This window comes from Pseudomonas sp. WAC2, from assembly GCF_030403525.1.
Taxonomy (GTDB): Bacteria; Pseudomonadota; Gammaproteobacteria; order Pseudomonadales; family Pseudomonadaceae; genus Chryseomonas; species Chryseomonas luteola.
On record NZ_JAUEPD010000002.1, the window covers coordinates 262,024 to 278,772 of the forward strand.

Consider the following 16,749-nt stretch of genomic DNA (forward strand, 5'->3'; position numbering starts at 1 on the left):
GTCCTGAGGTCTTATGAGCGATCCTTTCGAGCGTGCAGTGGCTTTTCCTCCTCCCGTCCTGGGGGAGGGATGTACGCAGCGCTACGACCCGGATGCGCTCAATGAAGACAGCGGCACCGATTTTCCGGGTGCCGCTGAGCTCTGGCAGAATCTCTTGGCTGGCTCTACGCCTGGCGAAAGCGAATCAAACGATTAAGCAAGGGACGTCCCGCCAGGTGAATAAACACCGGGGCGCCTGCTATGAGATAGAAGTAATACGTCACGGCTCGCCAGATCAGGATAGCTGCCGCTGCTGTCGACTTGCCCACCATGGGTGTAAGCAGCGCACCTGATGCTAACTCCGCACCTCCAGCGCCGCCGGGCAGCAGGCTTGCCTGTCCAGCGGTCAGGGCCAGCATCTGTATCAGAAAGGTCCACGCCCAGGGAATGACGGCTCCCAGACCGACCAGCGTGATATACAAGATGCTGTTGCGTAGCAACCAATGCAGGGCTGTCAGGCCAAACACCGCCGCCAGAGTGGAGTGAGGCATTCGCAAGCTTTCCTTCAAGGCATTGCGAAAGCGCAGTACCTTGCGTCCCCAGCGCAGGCGTCGTGACTGTTTTACGCCCAGGCGCTTCATGATTCGTCCATTGCTGCGCAAAACGGCGCGATGAAAGCGTGCCAATCCGAACAGCAGGACGATAATTCCTGTCATCAGGGCAGCCGTGCCTCCCAGCAGCAAACCTACGTGGGGATTCAGCGCATGGAAGAGGGCATAAATCAGGATGCCGATCAGCGCACAGACGAAAAACAGCAGATCGCTGATATGGTCCACTGCAAAGACTGCGGTGGCTTGTGCCGGTCGTACGCCGCGGCGTGCAAGAAGCGCCATCATGGTAAACGGACCGCCTGCACCACCAGGCGTGGCGCAAATGGCAAATTCGGTTGCCATCACAATGCCCAGGGAGCGAAGGTGAGTGGTGCGATGCAGGCGTCTGAGTAGCAGGCGCAGGCGAACCGCATTGACGTTCCAGCACAGCACTATCATGCCCAGCATGAGCAGCAGCAGATCAAGTGGAAAGTCCCGTAGCTTGCCTAGTAGCCCGGTGCCGCCTAATAGGAGGGGAATGAGTGCTGCTGCCAGCAATGCACTGAGCAGCAGCCATACACCACGGCTCATGCCGCGAGACGCTCGTTGAAATAATGCCGGTTGAGCCAATCGATTTTATTGATGGGGGTGCGCCCTTCTGCCATCAGGCGTTTAAGTAGTCCCAGCCAGTAGTCCCTGGAAAACTCATGTCGCATATCGACAGGGTGTAGCCCCAGGCGAAGCAGGGGCGCTGATCGATGACGGCGAGCGGCTTGCTCGCTCATAAGCCAGGACATGCCTCTTCGCCATGGGCTTCTGGCACTCCATACCAACCCAGGCGCTTCTATCTGGCGATGGTCAGGTAGCAGATAAAAATGCTGAGGATCGCTGGTATACCGCAAGTCGGTCTGGCTCAGGGCACGACGTGTTCCTTCGCTCATCAACCAGGCTGGCGCCACAAACCCATGCAGAGACCAGCCAAAGCGCTCAAACAGCGCAATGCCTTTCTCAAGACGCTCGCGGGCCTGTGCTTCATCAAGGGTGTAGAACTCACCCTCGTAGGTGTAAACCCTGCGCATGAACCAGTCACGCGGATTCGTGGGCGCTGGGGCATCATCACAGTGGAAGTAGCCATGAAGCGCCAGTTCATCGCCGCGAGCCAGACGCTGGTCCATGAGCTTGATGAAGGCTGGATGCTGATCGAGCGGGTTACGATGATGGAAATCGGGAACGACCAACAGCGTCATGGGCACATTGCCCAGTGCGTCTACCGCCTCCACAAAGGGCTGATAATCTTTCCAGGTTTCTGGTGCCACATCATGTAGCACCAGCATGACATTGCGTTCAACCATGTGCAGCTACCGGCATTTCAGACGTACCCAGCACGGCATGATAGTGGGAGAGCAGGCCCGCGACTACTGTATCCCAGGCATGATGCGCCTCTACATGTTGGCGGGCCTGACGGCCCACGAGACGGGCATCGTCCTCGAAGAGCTCGCGTACGGTGGCCGCCATGGAAACCGGATCATGGGGTTGGCAAAGGCGTCCGGTATTGAAGGGAACGATTTCCGCCAGGGCGCCTGCCTTGACGGCAACAACCGGAATACCACAGGCCATGGCCTCGAGCGCCACCAAGCCAAACGTCTCCTGATGCCCTGCGTGCAGCAGCACGTCGCAACTGGCGACCAGGCGTGCAACTTCGGATGCCGGGCGAAAGCCATTCATGACCGTAACGTTGTCCGGTACATGGCTGGGCATATTCGAGCCCACTAATAGCAGGTGATAGGGCTTGCCCAACTGACGAGCAGTTTCCAGCAGAATGGGCAGATTCTTTTCCCGTGAACCGCGACCGGCAAACACCATCAGACGAGTAGACTCATCCAATCCGAGCTCGCGCTTGAGATGTGGGTCTCGCAAGGATGGATGGAACGTTTCAAGATCCACCCCTAACGGCTGCACATATACATTGCTCACGCCCATGCGCTCAAGCTTTTCGACCATGACCTTGCTCGGTGCCAGGACACGATCAAAGCTGCGGTACAGGCGTGCGATGTAGGTGCTCATGTTGCTGCCGAACCAGGTGCCGAGCCGGTTGCTGGCCAGAAGCGGAAGGTCGGAGTGATAGAAACCGATAACGGGCACGTCCAGCCGGCGACCTGCGTCCAGTGCTGCCCAGGCTGTCATATAGGGATCGCCCACTTCAATCAGATCAGGCTGCAGCTCGTGCAGTACGTTGCGCCACGGGCCGCGTCGGACTGGAAAGCGGTAGCCCTTTCCAAAGGGTAGGGGGGGCGATGGAATCTCGTAGATTCCGCCGTTTTGTCGATAGCTTTCTCCTGGAACAAGCACACTGTGCTGAACCCCAGGATAGCGACGTAGACGGCGGTGTTTGGCATCAATATATGTGCGCACACCGCCGCTGGCAGGTGCATAAAACATGGTCATATCAGCAATATGCACGATGGAGCTTCCTCCGTTCGGCTTCTTATAAGAACCGTCTGAAACCACCGACATGAGCATTGTGGGTAAAAAGGATAATGCAGGCTCATGCGTTCAGATGTTCTCTCCCTGTGCCCATGAATGGACCATTACAGTAAAAAGACGTTCGCTAAGACCTTGTTCTAGAGCGAAAGCTTTCGCTTCGTTAGCTAAAGAACAAACACGACAGGGTCCCCCTGCGGCGCTACCGCAGGGAGACCTGAGCCAGGAGATAGAACGCGACGTCTTTCGAAGCGCCAAATATCAGTACGCGCTGGCGTGATCCAGCGTGCTGATATCCTCGGCACTCAACTGAAGGCGGGTGGCCTCTGCCAACTCCTTGAGCTGGTCAAGCGAGGTGGCGCTGGCAATGGGGGCCGTGACGCTGGGACGTGCCATAAGCCAGGCAAGGGCCACACGAGCTGGGGTCGCATCATACTCCTCGGCCACTTCGTCCAGAGCTGACAGAATCGTAACGCCTCGCTCGGTCATGTATTTCTTCACGGAATCGCTGCGGGCACCCTTGATATCATCCTTGGTGCGGTACTTGCCGGTCAGAAAGCCGCTGGCCAATGAGTAGTAGCTGATCACACCCAGCCCCAATTCCTGTACCACAGGCTCAAGATTCTTTTCATAGTCCTCGCGCTCGTAGAGGTTGTAGTGAGGCTGAAGACTGATATAGCCCGGAATCCCAAGACGCTGGGCAATCTGATGCGCTTCGCGTAGGCGTTCGGCACTGTAGTTGGATGCGCCGATAGCGCGGACCTTACCTTGCTCGACCAGTTTGGCCAAGGCCTGCAGGGTTTCTTCCAGAGGCGTATCAGAATCGTCGATATGGGCTTGATATAGGTCGATATGATCGGTTTGCAGGCGCTTGAGGGAGTCCTCTACGGCCCGCTGAATATACTCGGCGCGTAAACCTTTCTTACCGTCCCCCATATCCATACCGACCTTGGTAGCCAGAACGATCTGGTCGCGTTTACCGCTCTTCTTCAACCAGTTGCCAATGATGGTTTCCGACTCACCGCCCTGATTGCCGGGTACCCAGCGCTCGTAGACGTCAGCCGTATCGATGAAGTTGAGCCCGTGGTCGACCAGCCCATCAAGTAGACTGAACGACTTGGCTTCATCAAGCGTCCAGCCGAATACGTTCCCACCCAAGGCAAGTGGAGAAACGTGCAGGCCGGATTGACCGAGTTGACGTGTGCTCATGGTGTTCTCCTTTTAACGACTATAGGACCGTCCGCTGCCAAGCGGCGAACAGACCTCAAAGGAGGTGTGACTAGAGTGAGCAGGGATCGTTCTGGACGCGGACGTAAGGAAGGAGGAGCGAAGGGTGGGGCCCCGGTCATTGACCGGGGCCAAAGGCGTTACTGTGTCTGAGAGACGGCGCGGTTCAGGGCACTGAAGAGTGCGCGGAAGCTGGCGGTTGTCAGGTTTTCGTCAATGCCGATGCCATGCAACGGACGGCCACCGTCCAGGCGGACCTCAATATAAGCTGCCGCCTTGGCATTGGCGCCCGCACCAATGGCGTGCTCATGATAATCCATGACTTCGATCTGGACCGGCAACGCTGACACCAGCGCTTCCAGTGAGCCGTTGCCAGTGCCTTGCCAATGCTGGGTTTCACCCTTGGCCATGACTTCAACGTTGACGGCACTGATACCGTTCTCTTCCTGCAGGCGGTGGCGCTTGAGCTGATAGGGCGAAACGGCCTTTAGGTACTCGTTATCAAGCAGGTCGTAAATCTGCTGTGCCGTCATTTCCAGTCCCAGGCGATCGGTTTCCTTCTGAACGACCTGGCTGAATTCGATCTGCATCCGACGCGGCAGGGTAATGCCATATTCCTGCTCGAGCAGATAGGTGATTCCTCCTTTGCCGGACTGGCTGTTGACCCGGATGACCGCCTCGTAGCTGCGACCAATGTCGGCGGGGTCGATCGGCAGGTAGGGCACTTCCCATAGGGTGTCCGGCTTCTGCTGGGCGAAACCTTTGCGGATGGCATCCTGGTGTGAGCCCGAAAACGCGGTGTGCACTAGATCACCCACGTAGGGATGGCGGGGATGAACCGGTAACTGATTGCATTCCTCGACCACCTTGCGTACGGCATCGATGTCGGAGAAATTCAGTTTGGGATCGACTCCCTGGGTATAAAGGTTCAGAGCCAGTGTCACAAGGTCCACGTTGCCGGTGCGCTCGCCATTGCCGAACAGGCAGCCCTCGACACGATCGGCGCCTGCCATCAGGCCCAGCTCGCTGGCTGCAACGCCAGTACCGCGGTCGTTATGAGTATGGAGGCTGACAAGCACGCTGTCGCGATGATTGACATGACGGCAGAACCACTCGATCTGATCCGCATAGACATTTGGCGTGGCCGCCTCGATGGTGGCGGGCAGGTTGAGGATCAGGCGGTTCTGTGGGGTCGGCTGGAAAACGTCGATCACGGCATTGCATACTTCGACGGCAAAATCCGTTTCCGTGGAGCTGAATACCTCAGGTGAGTACTCGAAACGCCATTGCGTCTGCGGATTGGCATCAGCTAGGCGCTTGATGACACGACCAGCATTGACGGCAATCGCCTTGACGCCTTCCTTGTCCTGGTTGAAGACGATGCGACGGAAGCTGGGCGCGCAGGCATTGTAGTAGTGCACGATTGCCTGCTTGGCACCTTTCAACGACTCGAAGGTGCGCTCGATCAAGTCCTCCCGCGCCTGGGTCAATACCTGAATGGTAACGTCATCCGGAATGTGGCCGTTTTCGATCAGCTCACGGACAAAATCAAAATCGGTCTGCGAGGCTGATGGGAAGCCTACCTCGATTTCCTTTACGCCTACCTGCACCAGTGTCTTGAAGAAGCGCATTTTCTTCTCGCTGTCCATAGGCTCGATCAGAGACTGGTTTCCATCACGCAGGTCCGAACTCAGCCAGATAGGCGCTTCGGTAATGGTCCTGGACGGCCAGGTGCGGTTGGGCAGGTCGATAGTGGGAAATGCACGGTATTTCTTGGACGGATCTTTGAGCATGGCCATGAGAATAATCCTTTAGTTCTTGTTTCTTTCCGCGACCGTAAGAGCGGCGCCATAGTTGAATTGCCGGTCTTTCATTGCCGGTCATGGCGCTAGAAAGCACTGCGGCAAGTGAATTCGATGTGTGTCGAGTTCAGGGTCGCAGTCGCGGACTGACCAGACGCAGGCAGACGTGTTGCCGTAGCAGGATGAGGGTATGTGAAGTAGTCATACCCTCAACACTAGTGAGGAATGCCTTGAATGGCAAGCATGTTTAAAAAATTGGTATAAATCATCGTCAGACGCTTTTTAAAGCAATAAAAATTTAAAAAATAGAGGTTTGTTGGATTATTTTTTGATGCGCGTAAAGGGTGTCCGAGCGATGGTTCGGATGTCTGGTCGCTTGGGAATATCAAACATGCGACCATAAGGACTCACTGAGACTGGAAGCTGATACGTGATACCGCAGAGGCGCCCGCGACGTTTTGCCTGGCTTGGCTTGTTTGCCATGGCCATGGCCTTTGTCGCACCGGTGGTGTCCCAGGCTCTGGCAGCCCATCACGTCCACAGACATGAGCATCATCACGATGGCATGACCCATTCTCTGGACAAGCAGCCCTCCGTATCGGATACCTTGCAGATTACACAGACACCACACTGGGTGTATGTCTGGGAGAAATGCGGCTATTGCGATCTGCTGTTCAATAATCCGCCGCTTTCATCTGAATTCGTCATACGTCCGCCGCGCACACTGTATGACAGCCCGGCATACCTGGGCCTGGCTGCACGGGGCTTTGCGCGGCTGCCCGTTTTTATAGGGGCCATGACCCGGGCGCCGCCCGCAGGTGTTTGAGCAACTCGATGTTTTAGGTGCCTCGACGGCACGGTAATTCTGTTTTGTTCACGCTGGCGTCTGACGCCTGTAAGGTATTTTCATGCGTATTTTGTTGAGTCTTGTTGCTGCACTGCTTCTCACGCCTTATGCCATGGCACATGAATATGAAACGGGCCAGCTGCATATTGATCATCCCTGGTCACGCGCTACGCCTCCCGGGGCGCCCACCGGAGCGGTTTACTTTGTCGTGCACAATCACGGTAAGCAGGCGGATCGACTGTTAAGCGCTGATTCGCCTGTCGCGGCAAGTGCCGAATTGCACACCACTATCAACAAGGATGGGATGATGGGCATGCGCCATATGGAGCAGGGGGCCGAGATCGCATCCGGTGCCGAGTTGCGCCTGGAGCCTCAGGGTAATCACCTGATGCTGGTCGGGCTCAAGCAGCCTCTGGTTGCAGGGCAGCGTTTTCCGCTGACGCTGCATTTCGAGAAGGCAGGCAATATTGAAGTACAAGTGGCTGTTCAGGATGACGCGCCTGACGCCCATGAGCATCATCATCAGCACTGATTCTTTTCCTTCGAGTCTGCCTGGATAGCCCTGACAGGGAATTCAGGCGGGTTAAAGGAAATAGAAATAGGTCGAGTAGCCGTCAGCTCAATTGGCATGTCGGCAAAGGGATTAGTGTGAAGGCAATGATAAAAGAGGCATGACAATGCCTCTTTTGTCATTAAGTGAGGCGAGCGCCTTCGTAGTCTTGGTAGACAACAGGTGCCGGTCAGGCTTCCTGTTCGTGAACGTCCTGCTCGGACTGAGCTTTTTGTTCAGCGATCTTCTGCACTTCCGCTTCGTAGACCTTGTCCATGACGCTGGGACGTTTCCGCCAGGGTTTACGGTCAGGAGTCGATTGAGCCGCGTATGTGGTGATTTCACCACCATAGATGTTTTGAAAGCGCTGGGCCTGGCGTTCCAGTTCTGCGCGAAGTTCTTCTTTCGTCACTTTATTTAAATCTTCACTATTTGTTGTAGTCAAGGCGGTTGATACAAGCTCAGGGCGAGCGTGTATTGCTACTGACCGCACGAGTCGATGGCCAAGTTGAAAAGATACTGAACGGCCATCAGGCTAAGCCCTATTTATATAAGGCCTAAACGGTCTTGTCACCTATTCTTAATGTATTGCGTTATTTGTCAGCCCTAATGAATGGGGCCTTTCGAAACACTTTCCAAGTATGGAAACGCTCCGAAACAGGGCCTTCCCGTCTGATCATGCCTGAAAGTGGTGCACATCATCAGAGGAGGCAAGCGGTTAGAGCGCGAGCTAGAGCCCTTGTTCCCTGGTAGAAGGAGAGTTGGCATCATTTTTTCTTGTCTATTTCACAAAGCATGGCGATGTGCCTGTAAGCCTTGACTCTTTATGCGCCCCGATGCGCCCGGGTAACGAAGCCTGAACAGGTGTTTCACGACACCTGTTCAGGCTTTTTTTTGGAGCGAAAAAATGCACCGTAAGGTGGTATCGATTGGCGCTTTATTCTCTACCGACGGCACTTACCGGCGTATGGGCCGGAATGCCCTAGCGGGTGCAGAGCATGCCATTGCCGAGCTTAATGGAAGCGGTCACCTGGACTTTGAGCTTCGCCTGCATCATTTCAACCCCGAAGGTAGACCAGAGCGCTACAGTGAAGGGCTGGCTGAGTTGCATGCACAGGGAGTTCGGCACATTTTCGGGCCTATCACTTCGGCCAGCCGTAAGGACATCATCCCTGATCTTGAGCAGCGCAACAGTCTGCTCTGGTTTCCATGCCCTTATGAAGGGTTCGAAAGCAGCGAAAACGTCTTATACCTCGGGGGCTGTCCTAACCAGACGTTGATTCCCCTGCTGCGTTTTGCCATCGAGGCATTTGGTGACCGAGCCATGCTGATTGGCTCCAACTACGTATGGGGCTGGGAAAGCAACCGTATTGCCCGCGAGATCATGGAGGCAGCGGGTGGCGTCACTTGCGGTGAGAAGTATTTCCACTTGGGCATCACTGCGTTCGGCGAGGTGATCGAAAGTTTACTCACCAGTCGGCCAACGTTCGTACTGAACAACTTGGTTGGCGAATCTTCTTATGCCTTTTTGCAGCAGCTGGACCAGGTGTGCGTCGAGCGTGATATGCGCCTGCCGGTGCTCAGCTGCAACTTTACCGAAGGGGAGCTGGCCGAGCTCGGATGCATGCAGGCCTTGCGGCTGTTTTCCTGCGGTCCTTACTTCGAAGCGGTTGACCCGGTGTTCAGCTTGCGCCAACGCCGTCGGCATGGGCCGCACCCTTATTCACACTATTACGCCTGTACCTACGCCGGAGTGTATCTGCTGGCGGAGGCCTGCCAGAGAGGCGGCAACGATACACCAGTCGAGGTATGCAAAGCCCTGTATGCCGCACCGGTGAAAACAGCGTTGGGCGACCTACAGGTATCGCCCCGCAATAACCACACCAGCCTACCGTGCTACATCGCCGAGCTTGAAGACGAGCGCTTCGTGATCCGGCATGTCGAGCCCGCATTGTGTGAGGCGGACCCGTACCTGACGGCGACTGACCTCAGCGTATTTCGTACCCGGCGGCATGCCGTACCGTCCCGCCATTTGAGGATCGTCAAATGACTCTGCTTAAGCGTCCCGATTTCGAGAATACCCGTTTGCTGCTGGTGGATTGTGATGAACGCGCCCAGGCGAGTCTGCAAAAAAGCCTGCAGCGTCTGGGTGTTGCGGCATCGGTCGTGGCGCAGGATGCCGAAACCGGCCTGAATGATGTATTGGCGCTGGTCGTGGAACTGGATCAGTTCGCCAGCCCCGTGCTGTTGGCCGAGGCGAATAGGCGCGCTCTGCCGATCATCGCACTGACCCAGCACGAGACGCTGTCACAAATTCAGCGTGCGCTGGAGTTAGGCGCAACTGCCATGTTGAACAAGCCCATCACGCAGGGCTCGGTTTACACCACGCTGATGATGGCCATCGGGCTGCGCGACCGGCTGCGTGATGAGCAGCAGAAAGTCGTAGGTCTGCAAGACAAGGTGGACAGCCGCCCCCTCGTGGCTCAGGCGCTGGCCTGGCTGATGGTCGAGCTGGAGATCACCGAAACCCAAGCCTACGAGCGTATCCGTCACCTTTCGATGCAAACCAACCGGAGCCTGGAAGAGATCTGCCTGGATCTGACTCAGGCGCATCGGCAGGATGCAAGGGAGGCTCGCTCATGACGGGCGTAGCCACTTTGTACCGACGGCCCTCCGTCGTGATCGCATTGCTGTTCATTGTGGCAATCGTGCTGCTGGCTGTACTGGCACCCTGGGTGGCGCCCTATGATCCTTCTGAGCAGTTCATCGAGGGGCTGACCCTGGAAGGTGCGCCATTACCGCCGGACGCGACGTATCACCTGGGAACGGATCTGCTGGGCCGTGATCTGCTGTCGCGTCTGCTCTATGGCGCACGAACCTCGTTATTCATCGGCGTGCTGGCCAATGGAATCGCCGTATTGATCGGCACGCTGGTTGGCCTTGCGGCGGGCTTCATACGCGGTTGGCTCGGAACGACCCTGATGCGGTTTACCGACCTCATGATGGCCTTTCCAGCGTTACTGCTGGCCATCGCCTTGGCGGCCATCTTTCAGCCCAGCGTGTGGATTGTGGCGCTGGTCATCGCCATGGTGAACTGGGTGCAGATCGCCCGGGTGATCTATTCGGAAACCGTGGCGCTGTCGGCGCGGGATTTCGTTGAGGTCGAGCGTACCCTGGGTGCAAGCTCCATGCGCATTCTGTTTTCCCACCTATTGCCACATTTGGTACCTACGATTCTGGTCTGGGCCACGCTGGGCATCTCCACTACCGTATTGCTGGAAGCTACGTTGTCGTTTCTGGGGGTGGGGGTTCAACCGCCAACACCCAGCTGGGGCAACATCATTTTTGAAAGCCAGACCTACTTTACGTCAGCGCCCTGGCTAGTGCTGTTTCCCGGGGCGGCCATCGTACTGCTGTCGCTGTCGTTCAATCTGGTCGGTGACGCGTTGCGCGATGCCCTTGATCCGACGCTGAAGGGGAGAGGCTGATGTTGACCTTCATAACCCGCCGAGTGGCGTACGCATTGCTGATCCTGCTAGGGGTTACGCTGATTACCTATCTGCTCCTGTTCATGCTGCCGGCCGATCCGGCGCGACAGATCGCCGGGCGCAGCGCGACACCCGAGGTGGTCGAGAACATTCGCCATCAGTTGGGGCTGGATCTACCGTTCTACCAGCAATACTTCAACTACCTGAAAGGGCTGTTACACGGCGACCTGGGGCGCTCCTTTATCCAGCGCTCGGAGGTCTCTGAGCTGATTGGCTCACGTCTTGTGCCTTCGCTGCAGCTCATGGGGATGGGCATCCTGTTCGAGCTGATCATCGGGATCGGCCTGGGCATTATCGCCGCGCTCAAGCGGGATTCGTTTGCCGACCGCCTGCTCATGGCCTTTTCCTTCATAGGCGTGTCGTCCCCCCAGTTCATCGCCGCCATGCTTTTTCTGTACTTCTTTGCTGTAAAGCTTGGCTGGTTTCCCATGGGCGGGTATGGCGAGTTTCGCCATATTCTGTTGCCTGCTCTGACACTGGGGCTCCTGGGGAGCGGCTGGTACTCGCGAATGGTGCGCTCTTCCATGATCGAGGCCTTGCATCAGGACTTTATCCGGACGGCGCGGGCCAAGGGGCTGAGTCGTCTGCGTGTGGTGTTTCGCCATGTGCTGCCTAACGCCATCGTTCCAATCATTCCGATGATCGGAATCGATATCGGCATTTTTATGGGTGGGCTGGTGGTCGTGGAGTCAGTGTTCGGCTGGCCTGGCATCGGTCAGCTCGCCTGGCAGGCCATTCAGCAAGTGGACATTCCCGTCATTGTTGGCGTTACGACCGTCTCGGCCGTGGCGATTGTCGTGGGCAATCTGCTGGCTGATCTGGTGATTCCGCTGGTTGATCCGCGTATCGATGTGAAAAAGCACTAACGACATCTAAAAAGAGGCAGGAGCATGAGAAGGAACGCTTTATCCCTGGCCATTGCGGCTACGCTGTTCGCTGGCAACCTGCTGGCGGCCGAACCCAAGACGGGCGGCGAGGCGGTCATCACCTATCAGAACGATGTGGCGACGCTGGATCCAGCCATTGGCTACGACTGGCAAAACTGGTCCATGATCAAAAGCCTGTTTGACAGGCTCGTCGACTACAAGCCCGGCACGACGGAGCTGATCCCGTCACTGGCTGAGCAGTACACCGTCTCCGATGACGGCACCGAGTACACCTTTACGTTGAAGAAAGGCGTCAAATTCCATAATGGTCGCGAGTTGAAGGCCAGCGATGTGAAGTATTCCCTGGAGCGGGCCGTCAACCCGAAAACCCAGAGTCCGGGCGCCGGATTTTTCTCGTCCATCCAGGGTTATGAAGACATGACCTCTGGCAAGAGCCAGACGCTGAGCGGGGTCACGACGCCTGATGAATACACCGTCAAGATAAAGCTGAATCAGCCTAACGCTACCTTCCTGCACATCATGGCGATCAACTTCGCCTCGGTCGTTCCGAAAGAAGCGGTCGAACAGTGGGGCGCTGACTTCGGCAAGCATCCGGTAGGCTCCGGTGCCTTCGAGCTGGCCGAGTGGAAGCTGGGCCAGCAGCTGGTCTTCAAGAAGAACCCGAACTACTTCCATGCTGGCGTACCGTATCTGGATAGCATCAAATTCGAGATCGGCCAGGACCCGACGGTCTCCCTGATGCGCCTGCAAAAGGGGGAAGTGGACATCGCCGGGGATGGTGTGCCTCCCGCGCAATTCCTGCAATTCAAGAATAACCCGCAGCAGAAGGAGCTGATGGTCATCGGTGACCAGTTACAAACGGGATACCTCACACTGAAGACCACGCTGCCTCCGTTCGACAAGCTTGAGGTTCGAAAGGCCGTAAACATGGCGATCAGCAAGGACCGGATCGTTCGCATTATCAATGGTCGCGCCAAGCCGGCCAACCAGCCACTGCCGCCTGCCATGCCCGGCTATGACGCTGCGTTCAAGGGCTATGCTTACGATGTGGAGGGCGCCAAGAAGCTCCTGGCCGATGCAGGCTTTCCCAACGGTTTCGATACCGAGCTGTATGTGATGAATACCGACCCGCAGCCACGTATCGCCCAGTCCATCCAACAGGACCTGGCCAAGGTGGGTATTCGTGCACAGATCAAGTCCCTGGCGCAGGCCAACGTAATTGCGGCAGGAAGCGAGAAAGACAAGGCACCTATGGTGTGGTCGGGCGGTATGGCCTGGATCGCCGACTTCCCCGATCCATCGAACTTCTACGGCCCGATCCTGGGGTGCGAGGGGGCGGTAGCGGGTGGCTGGAACTGGGCCTTGTACTGCAACAAGGCGCTGGATGCCGAAGCGAAAAGGGCTGATTCGATGGCCAAACCCGAGCAGCAGGCCGAGCGGATCGCCTTATGGAAAAAGATCTTTACCGATGTCATGGCCGATGCGCCGTGGGTGCCGATCTTCAACGAGCAGCGCTTTACCGTGCGATCTGCTCGCATGGGAGGTGACGATGCGCTGTATGTCGACCCTGTCCACGTCCCCGTTAACTACGACTACATCTGGGTGAAGTGAATGTGCCAGAACTGCTTGGTTAAAACGATCCATAGCATCAACAGCCATTTCGGCTGGGACAACAGCTTCGAACCAACGGCCCGGGTTGCGCCCGGAACCGAGCTGGAGTTTCAGTGCCATGACTCCTCCAACGGCTACTTCAACGCGCAGTCGGTCGCCGCTGATGTGTCCACGATGCCGTTCGACAAGATCAATCCGGTTACCGGGCCGATTTTTGTCGAAGGTGCCCAGCCGGGTGATGTACTCAAGGTGACGATCGACAGCTTCAAGCCTTGCGGCTTTGGCTGGACCGCGAACATTCCAGGCTTTGGCCTGTTGGCAGACCAGTTCAAGGAGCCAGCGTTGGCCTTGTGGCACTACGACAAGGAGAGCCTGGCACCTGCCGCGTTCGGTGCGTTTGGCAAAGTTCCGCTCAAGCCGTTCGCAGGCACCCTTGGCGTCGCTCCGGCTGCACCAGGACCGCATTCGATCGTACCGCCCCGTCGCGTGGGCGGCAACCTGGACATCCGCGACCTGGCCGCCGGCACTACCCTGTACCTGCCCGTGGAAGTGGAAGGGGCGTTGTTTTCAATAGGGGATACCCATGCCGCCCAAGGTGACGGTGAGGTCTGCGGGACGGCCATCGAGAGCGCCATGGACGTGGTGGTGAAGCTGGACCTTATCAAGTCCACTCCCTTGGCCGCACCGCGCTTCAGTACGCCGGGGCCGGTGACCCGTCACCTGGATGCCATGGGCTACGAGGCCTTTACCGGTGTTGCGCCTGACCTGATGGATGCGGCTCGCCAGGCGGTGAGTAGCACAATCGACTGGCTCTGCCGTGAGCACGGCATGCCTGCCGAGCAGGCCTACATGCTGTGCTCGGTCTGTGGTGATCTGCGAATCAGTGAAGTGGTGGACATGCCGAACTGGGTGGTCTCGTTCTACTTCCCCAAAGTGGTCTTCAACTAAGGTAATGCCATGACTGCCGAGACATCCCGGCCTTTGCTGTCGGTCCAGCACCTGTCCATCGAGTTTGGCAGCAGGCGCGTCGTGAATGACCTCAGCTTTGCCCTGCACAGTGGCAAGACCCTGTGTATCGCCGGAGAGTCCGGCAGTGGTAAATCCCTCACCTCGCTGGCCATCATGGGGTTACTGCCCAAGATGGCGCGATTGCCCAGCGGCGTTATCCTTTTCGAGGGACAGAATCTGCTGGATCTGCCCGAGCGGCAGATGCAGGCGCTCCGGGGTAAGGACATCGGCATGATCTTTCAGGAGCCCATGACGTCGCTCAACCCATTGATGACCGTCGGCCAGCAACTGGAGGAGACGGTACGTCGACATGAGGCGGTGAGTCGTGGTCAGGCGCGGCAGCGTGCCCGTGAAATGCTCGACGCGGTGCGTGTACCCCAGGTAGAAAAGCGCCTTACGCAATATCCCCACGAGTTGTCCGGCGGGATGCGGCAACGGGTAATGATCGCCATGGCGATGCTGTGCCGTCCGCGGGTGCTGATTGCTGATGAGCCTACCACAGCCCTGGACGTCACCATTCAGGCCCAGATCCTTGAACTCATGCGCGAGTTACAGGGCGAGTTTGGCACCACGCTGTTGATGATCACCCATGACATGGGCGTGGTGGCGGAAATGGCCGATGAGGTCGTGGTGATGAATCAGGGCGTGATGGAGGAGCGGGCACCGGTACGCGAGCTTTTTAGGACGCCCAAGGCAGCGTATACGCAAAAGCTTCTGGCGGCCGTGCCGGTACTGGGCACAGCTGCCAAACCTGAATCGCGAGCAACGCAGCCAGTAGTGCTGGAGGTTCAAGACCTCACCGTGCGCTTTCCGCTGCGGGGCGGCTGGTTCGAGGAAGCTCGCAACGTTCACGCGGTGGAAAACGTAAGCTTCAATCTGCACCAGGGCGAAACCTTGGGAATCGTAGGGGAGAGCGGCTGCGGCAAGTCCACGACCGGCAGAGCGCTCATGAACATGCTGAGTTACGAGGGCAGCGTGAAGCTCATGGGGCGGGAGTTGAATGGGCTTGTCGGCAATGCGCTCAAGCCGGTGCGGCAAGATATCCAGATGATCTTTCAGGATCCGTACGCCTCCCTCAATCCGCGCAAGACAATCCTGGATCTCGTAGGCGAGCCTTTGCTTATTCATGGACAAGGCGATCTTGAGGCCCGTAAGAGGCGTGTCGCCCAATTGCTGGATCAGGTTGGCTTACCGGCTGAGGCAATGGAGCGCTACCCGCATATGTTTTCGGGCGGACAGCGGCAGCGTATCTGTATTGCCCGTGCGCTGGCGCTCAACCCCAAGGTCATCATTGCGGATGAGTCCGTATCGGCGCTCGATGTGTCCGTACAAGCACAGGTGCTCGATCTGCTGGAGCGCTTGCAGAGGGAATATCAGCTGAGCTACGTCTTTATTTCCCACGACATGGCAGTGGTCGAGCGTATCTGTCATCGTGTGGCGGTCATGTTTTGCGGTCAGATCGTTGAAATCGGTCAGCGTGATCAGGTGCTTGGAAATCCACAACATGCTTATACGCGGCGGCTATTGGCTGCTGTGCCCATGCCGGATGTGGATCACCGCAAGGACTTTAAAAGCCTGCTCAAGGAAGTCGAAACGCCTGACCCTATCAAGCCACACGGTTATCAGGCTCCCTTGCAGCATTATCGCGCGGTAGATCTGGATCATTGGGTTGCGGTTTAAGACTTTGATTGACCTGAGGTTGCTGCTCTGGTATCTGTACGCATATACAGTTATCTGGATCATCAGGTATGTCGATTACCGTACTAGGGCGAAGCGAGCGGCTTCGCCATTTATTGCCCGAGGCGGACTCTCTGCGGATCAGCGGCTTTCAGTCTGCGGCGGGTCAATGGGAAGAAAACGCCATCTCGCTGGATAGGCTGGTGGGGTTGGGCGAATCACCAATCTGGGTGGTGATGGTGGATGATGAAAGCCTGCTGGAGTTCGGGATCTATCCGGGAGATCGGCTAATTATCGATCGGGCAGTAGAATGCCGACCGGGGCATCTGGTGATCATGGATGTGAACGGCCAGTATGAAGTACGCCGACTCACGCACGATAACCAAGGCGGTCGCCTGCTGCTGGGTGGGCATCGGCAGACGCGCCCAATCAATTACGGTCGCGATGAGCCTCTGGATGCGTGTGGCGTCGTAACCTTCGTGCTTAGCTATGTGGCACAACCGGCAACGTAATCAGCATCGGCGATGCCGTTAATCCACTGC

At 57.1% G+C, this 16,749-nt stretch carries 17 protein-coding genes; 11 read left to right on the forward strand and 6 right to left on the reverse strand.

The genetic code is table 11. From position 1 onward, the window contains the following. Positions 1-13 precede the first annotated feature (13 nt). Positions 14-196: a hypothetical protein gene (locus tag QWJ10_RS05295; protein WP_289924645.1), complete on the forward strand. Its 183-nt coding sequence runs from the start codon at positions 14-16 to the stop codon at positions 194-196. On the opposite strand, the gene QWJ10_RS05300 is transcribed toward QWJ10_RS05295, so the two are convergent. The 5 genes from QWJ10_RS05300 to leuA all read right to left on the reverse strand — a co-directional run bounded on the left by QWJ10_RS05300 (position 165) and on the right by leuA (position 6,076). Further along, entirely contained in the window at positions 165-1,160 is a 996-nt protein-coding gene (locus tag QWJ10_RS05300; protein WP_125887680.1) for a lysylphosphatidylglycerol synthase transmembrane domain-containing protein, read from the reverse strand. The genes QWJ10_RS05295 and QWJ10_RS05300 overlap by 32 nt on opposite strands. Beyond that, positions 1,157-1,921 (reverse strand): DUF2334 domain-containing protein, encoded by a 765-nt coding sequence (locus QWJ10_RS05305; RefSeq protein ID WP_289924646.1) that lies wholly within the window; start codon positions 1,919-1,921, stop codon positions 1,157-1,159. The genes QWJ10_RS05300 and QWJ10_RS05305 overlap by 4 nt, the downstream gene beginning before the upstream one ends. Beyond that, positions 1,914-3,029 carry a glycosyltransferase family 1 protein gene (locus tag QWJ10_RS05310; RefSeq protein WP_026004019.1) on the reverse strand — a complete coding sequence of 372 codons (1,116 nt, stop codon included), beginning with the start codon at positions 3,027-3,029 and terminating at the stop codon, positions 1,914-1,916. Before QWJ10_RS05310 ends, QWJ10_RS05305 begins: the two co-directional genes overlap by 8 nt. Before the next feature lie 282 nt (positions 3,030-3,311). Then, positions 3,312-4,259: an aldo/keto reductase gene (locus QWJ10_RS05315; protein ID WP_019366362.1), complete on the reverse strand. Its 948-nt coding sequence runs from the start codon at positions 4,257-4,259 to the stop codon at positions 3,312-3,314. 158 nt (positions 4,260-4,417) lie between these two features. After that, positions 4,418-6,076: a 2-isopropylmalate synthase gene (gene leuA / locus QWJ10_RS05320; protein ID WP_289924647.1), complete on the reverse strand. Its 1,659-nt coding sequence runs from the start codon at positions 6,074-6,076 to the stop codon at positions 4,418-4,420. A gap of 433 nt (positions 6,077-6,509) precedes the next feature. Here leuA and QWJ10_RS05325 point away from each other — a divergent pair, with 433 nt between their 5' ends. Both QWJ10_RS05325 and QWJ10_RS05330 read left to right on the forward strand, forming a co-directional pair. Continuing rightward, positions 6,510-6,905, forward strand: a complete 396-nt coding sequence (locus QWJ10_RS05325; RefSeq protein ID WP_150346886.1) for a DUF2946 domain-containing protein — start codon at positions 6,510-6,512, stop codon at positions 6,903-6,905. An 82-nt stretch (positions 6,906-6,987) separates the two neighbouring features. Further along, positions 6,988-7,458 (forward strand): copper chaperone PCu(A)C, encoded by a 471-nt coding sequence (locus QWJ10_RS05330; protein ID WP_122041985.1) that lies wholly within the window; start codon positions 6,988-6,990, stop codon positions 7,456-7,458. Positions 7,459-7,666: 208 nt separating this feature from the next. Here the strand turns inward: QWJ10_RS05330 and QWJ10_RS05335 are convergent, their stop codons facing one another. After that, the gene (locus tag QWJ10_RS05335; protein WP_019366358.1) at positions 7,667-7,888 is read right to left on the reverse strand and encodes a hypothetical protein; all 222 of its coding nucleotides are present in this window, start codon (positions 7,886-7,888) and stop codon (positions 7,667-7,669) included. Positions 7,889-8,383: 495 nt separating this feature from the next. Between QWJ10_RS05335 and QWJ10_RS05340 the strand changes: the two genes are divergently transcribed. The 8 genes from QWJ10_RS05340 to QWJ10_RS05375 all read left to right on the forward strand — a co-directional run bounded on the left by QWJ10_RS05340 (position 8,384) and on the right by QWJ10_RS05375 (position 16,719). After that, entirely contained in the window at positions 8,384-9,526 is a 1,143-nt protein-coding gene (locus QWJ10_RS05340) for a transporter substrate-binding protein (protein ID WP_125887674.1), read from the forward strand. Next, positions 9,523-10,119, forward strand: a complete 597-nt coding sequence (locus QWJ10_RS05345; RefSeq protein ID WP_010795239.1) for an ANTAR domain-containing protein — start codon at positions 9,523-9,525, stop codon at positions 10,117-10,119. Before QWJ10_RS05340 ends, QWJ10_RS05345 begins: the two co-directional genes overlap by 4 nt. Then, positions 10,116-10,964, forward strand: a complete 849-nt coding sequence (locus QWJ10_RS05350; RefSeq protein WP_010795238.1) for an ABC transporter permease — start codon at positions 10,116-10,118, stop codon at positions 10,962-10,964. Before QWJ10_RS05345 ends, QWJ10_RS05350 begins: the two co-directional genes overlap by 4 nt. Continuing rightward, the gene (locus QWJ10_RS05355; RefSeq protein WP_019366355.1) at positions 10,964-11,890 is read left to right on the forward strand and encodes an ABC transporter permease; all 927 of its coding nucleotides are present in this window, start codon (positions 10,964-10,966) and stop codon (positions 11,888-11,890) included. The genes QWJ10_RS05350 and QWJ10_RS05355 overlap by 1 nt, the downstream gene beginning before the upstream one ends. A 24-nt stretch (positions 11,891-11,914) precedes the next feature. Next, positions 11,915-13,522: an ABC transporter substrate-binding protein gene (locus QWJ10_RS05360; RefSeq protein ID WP_010795236.1), complete on the forward strand. Its 1,608-nt coding sequence runs from the start codon at positions 11,915-11,917 to the stop codon at positions 13,520-13,522. Then, entirely contained in the window at positions 13,523-14,470 is a 948-nt protein-coding gene (locus QWJ10_RS05365; RefSeq protein ID WP_197871023.1) for an acetamidase/formamidase family protein, read from the forward strand. Positions 14,471-14,479: 9 nt separating this feature from the next. Continuing rightward, complete coding sequence (locus tag QWJ10_RS05370; RefSeq protein WP_289924648.1) at positions 14,480-16,210, forward strand: ABC transporter ATP-binding protein; 1,731 nt, start codon at positions 14,480-14,482, stop codon at positions 16,208-16,210. A 68-nt stretch (positions 16,211-16,278) separates the two neighbouring features. Further along, complete coding sequence (locus QWJ10_RS05375; protein WP_289924649.1) at positions 16,279-16,719, forward strand: S24 family peptidase; 441 nt, start codon at positions 16,279-16,281, stop codon at positions 16,717-16,719. Positions 16,720-16,749: the final 30 nt, after the last annotated feature.

Excerpts from the sequence above, each read along its gene's own strand:
- QWJ10_RS05295 (WP_289924645.1), top strand. The coding sequence starts at position 14 with ATGAGCGATCCTTTCGAGCGTGCAGTGGCTTTTCCTCCTCCCGTCCTG.
- QWJ10_RS05300 (WP_125887680.1), bottom strand. The coding sequence starts at position 1,160 with ATGAGCCGTGGTGTATGGCTGCTGCTCAGTGCATTGCTGGCAGCAGCA.
- QWJ10_RS05305 (WP_289924646.1), bottom strand. The coding sequence starts at position 1,921 with ATGGTTGAACGCAATGTCATGCTGGTGCTACATGATGTGGCACCAGAA.
- QWJ10_RS05315 (WP_019366362.1), bottom strand. The coding sequence starts at position 4,259 with ATGAGCACACGTCAACTCGGTCAATCCGGCCTGCACGTTTCTCCACTT.
- leuA (WP_289924647.1), bottom strand. The coding sequence starts at position 6,076 with ATGGCCATGCTCAAAGATCCGTCCAAGAAATACCGTGCATTTCCCACT.
- QWJ10_RS05330 (WP_122041985.1), top strand. The coding sequence starts at position 6,988 with ATGCGTATTTTGTTGAGTCTTGTTGCTGCACTGCTTCTCACGCCTTAT.
- QWJ10_RS05340 (WP_125887674.1), top strand. The coding sequence starts at position 8,384 with ATGCACCGTAAGGTGGTATCGATTGGCGCTTTATTCTCTACCGACGGC.
- QWJ10_RS05345 (WP_010795239.1), top strand. The coding sequence starts at position 9,523 with ATGACTCTGCTTAAGCGTCCCGATTTCGAGAATACCCGTTTGCTGCTG.
- QWJ10_RS05350 (WP_010795238.1), top strand. The coding sequence starts at position 10,116 with ATGACGGGCGTAGCCACTTTGTACCGACGGCCCTCCGTCGTGATCGCA.
- QWJ10_RS05355 (WP_019366355.1), top strand. The coding sequence starts at position 10,964 with ATGTTGACCTTCATAACCCGCCGAGTGGCGTACGCATTGCTGATCCTG.
- QWJ10_RS05360 (WP_010795236.1), top strand. The coding sequence starts at position 11,915 with ATGAGAAGGAACGCTTTATCCCTGGCCATTGCGGCTACGCTGTTCGCT.
- QWJ10_RS05365 (WP_197871023.1), top strand. The coding sequence starts at position 13,523 with ATGTGCCAGAACTGCTTGGTTAAAACGATCCATAGCATCAACAGCCAT.
- QWJ10_RS05370 (WP_289924648.1), top strand. The coding sequence starts at position 14,480 with ATGACTGCCGAGACATCCCGGCCTTTGCTGTCGGTCCAGCACCTGTCC.
- QWJ10_RS05375 (WP_289924649.1), top strand. The coding sequence starts at position 16,279 with ATGTCGATTACCGTACTAGGGCGAAGCGAGCGGCTTCGCCATTTATTG.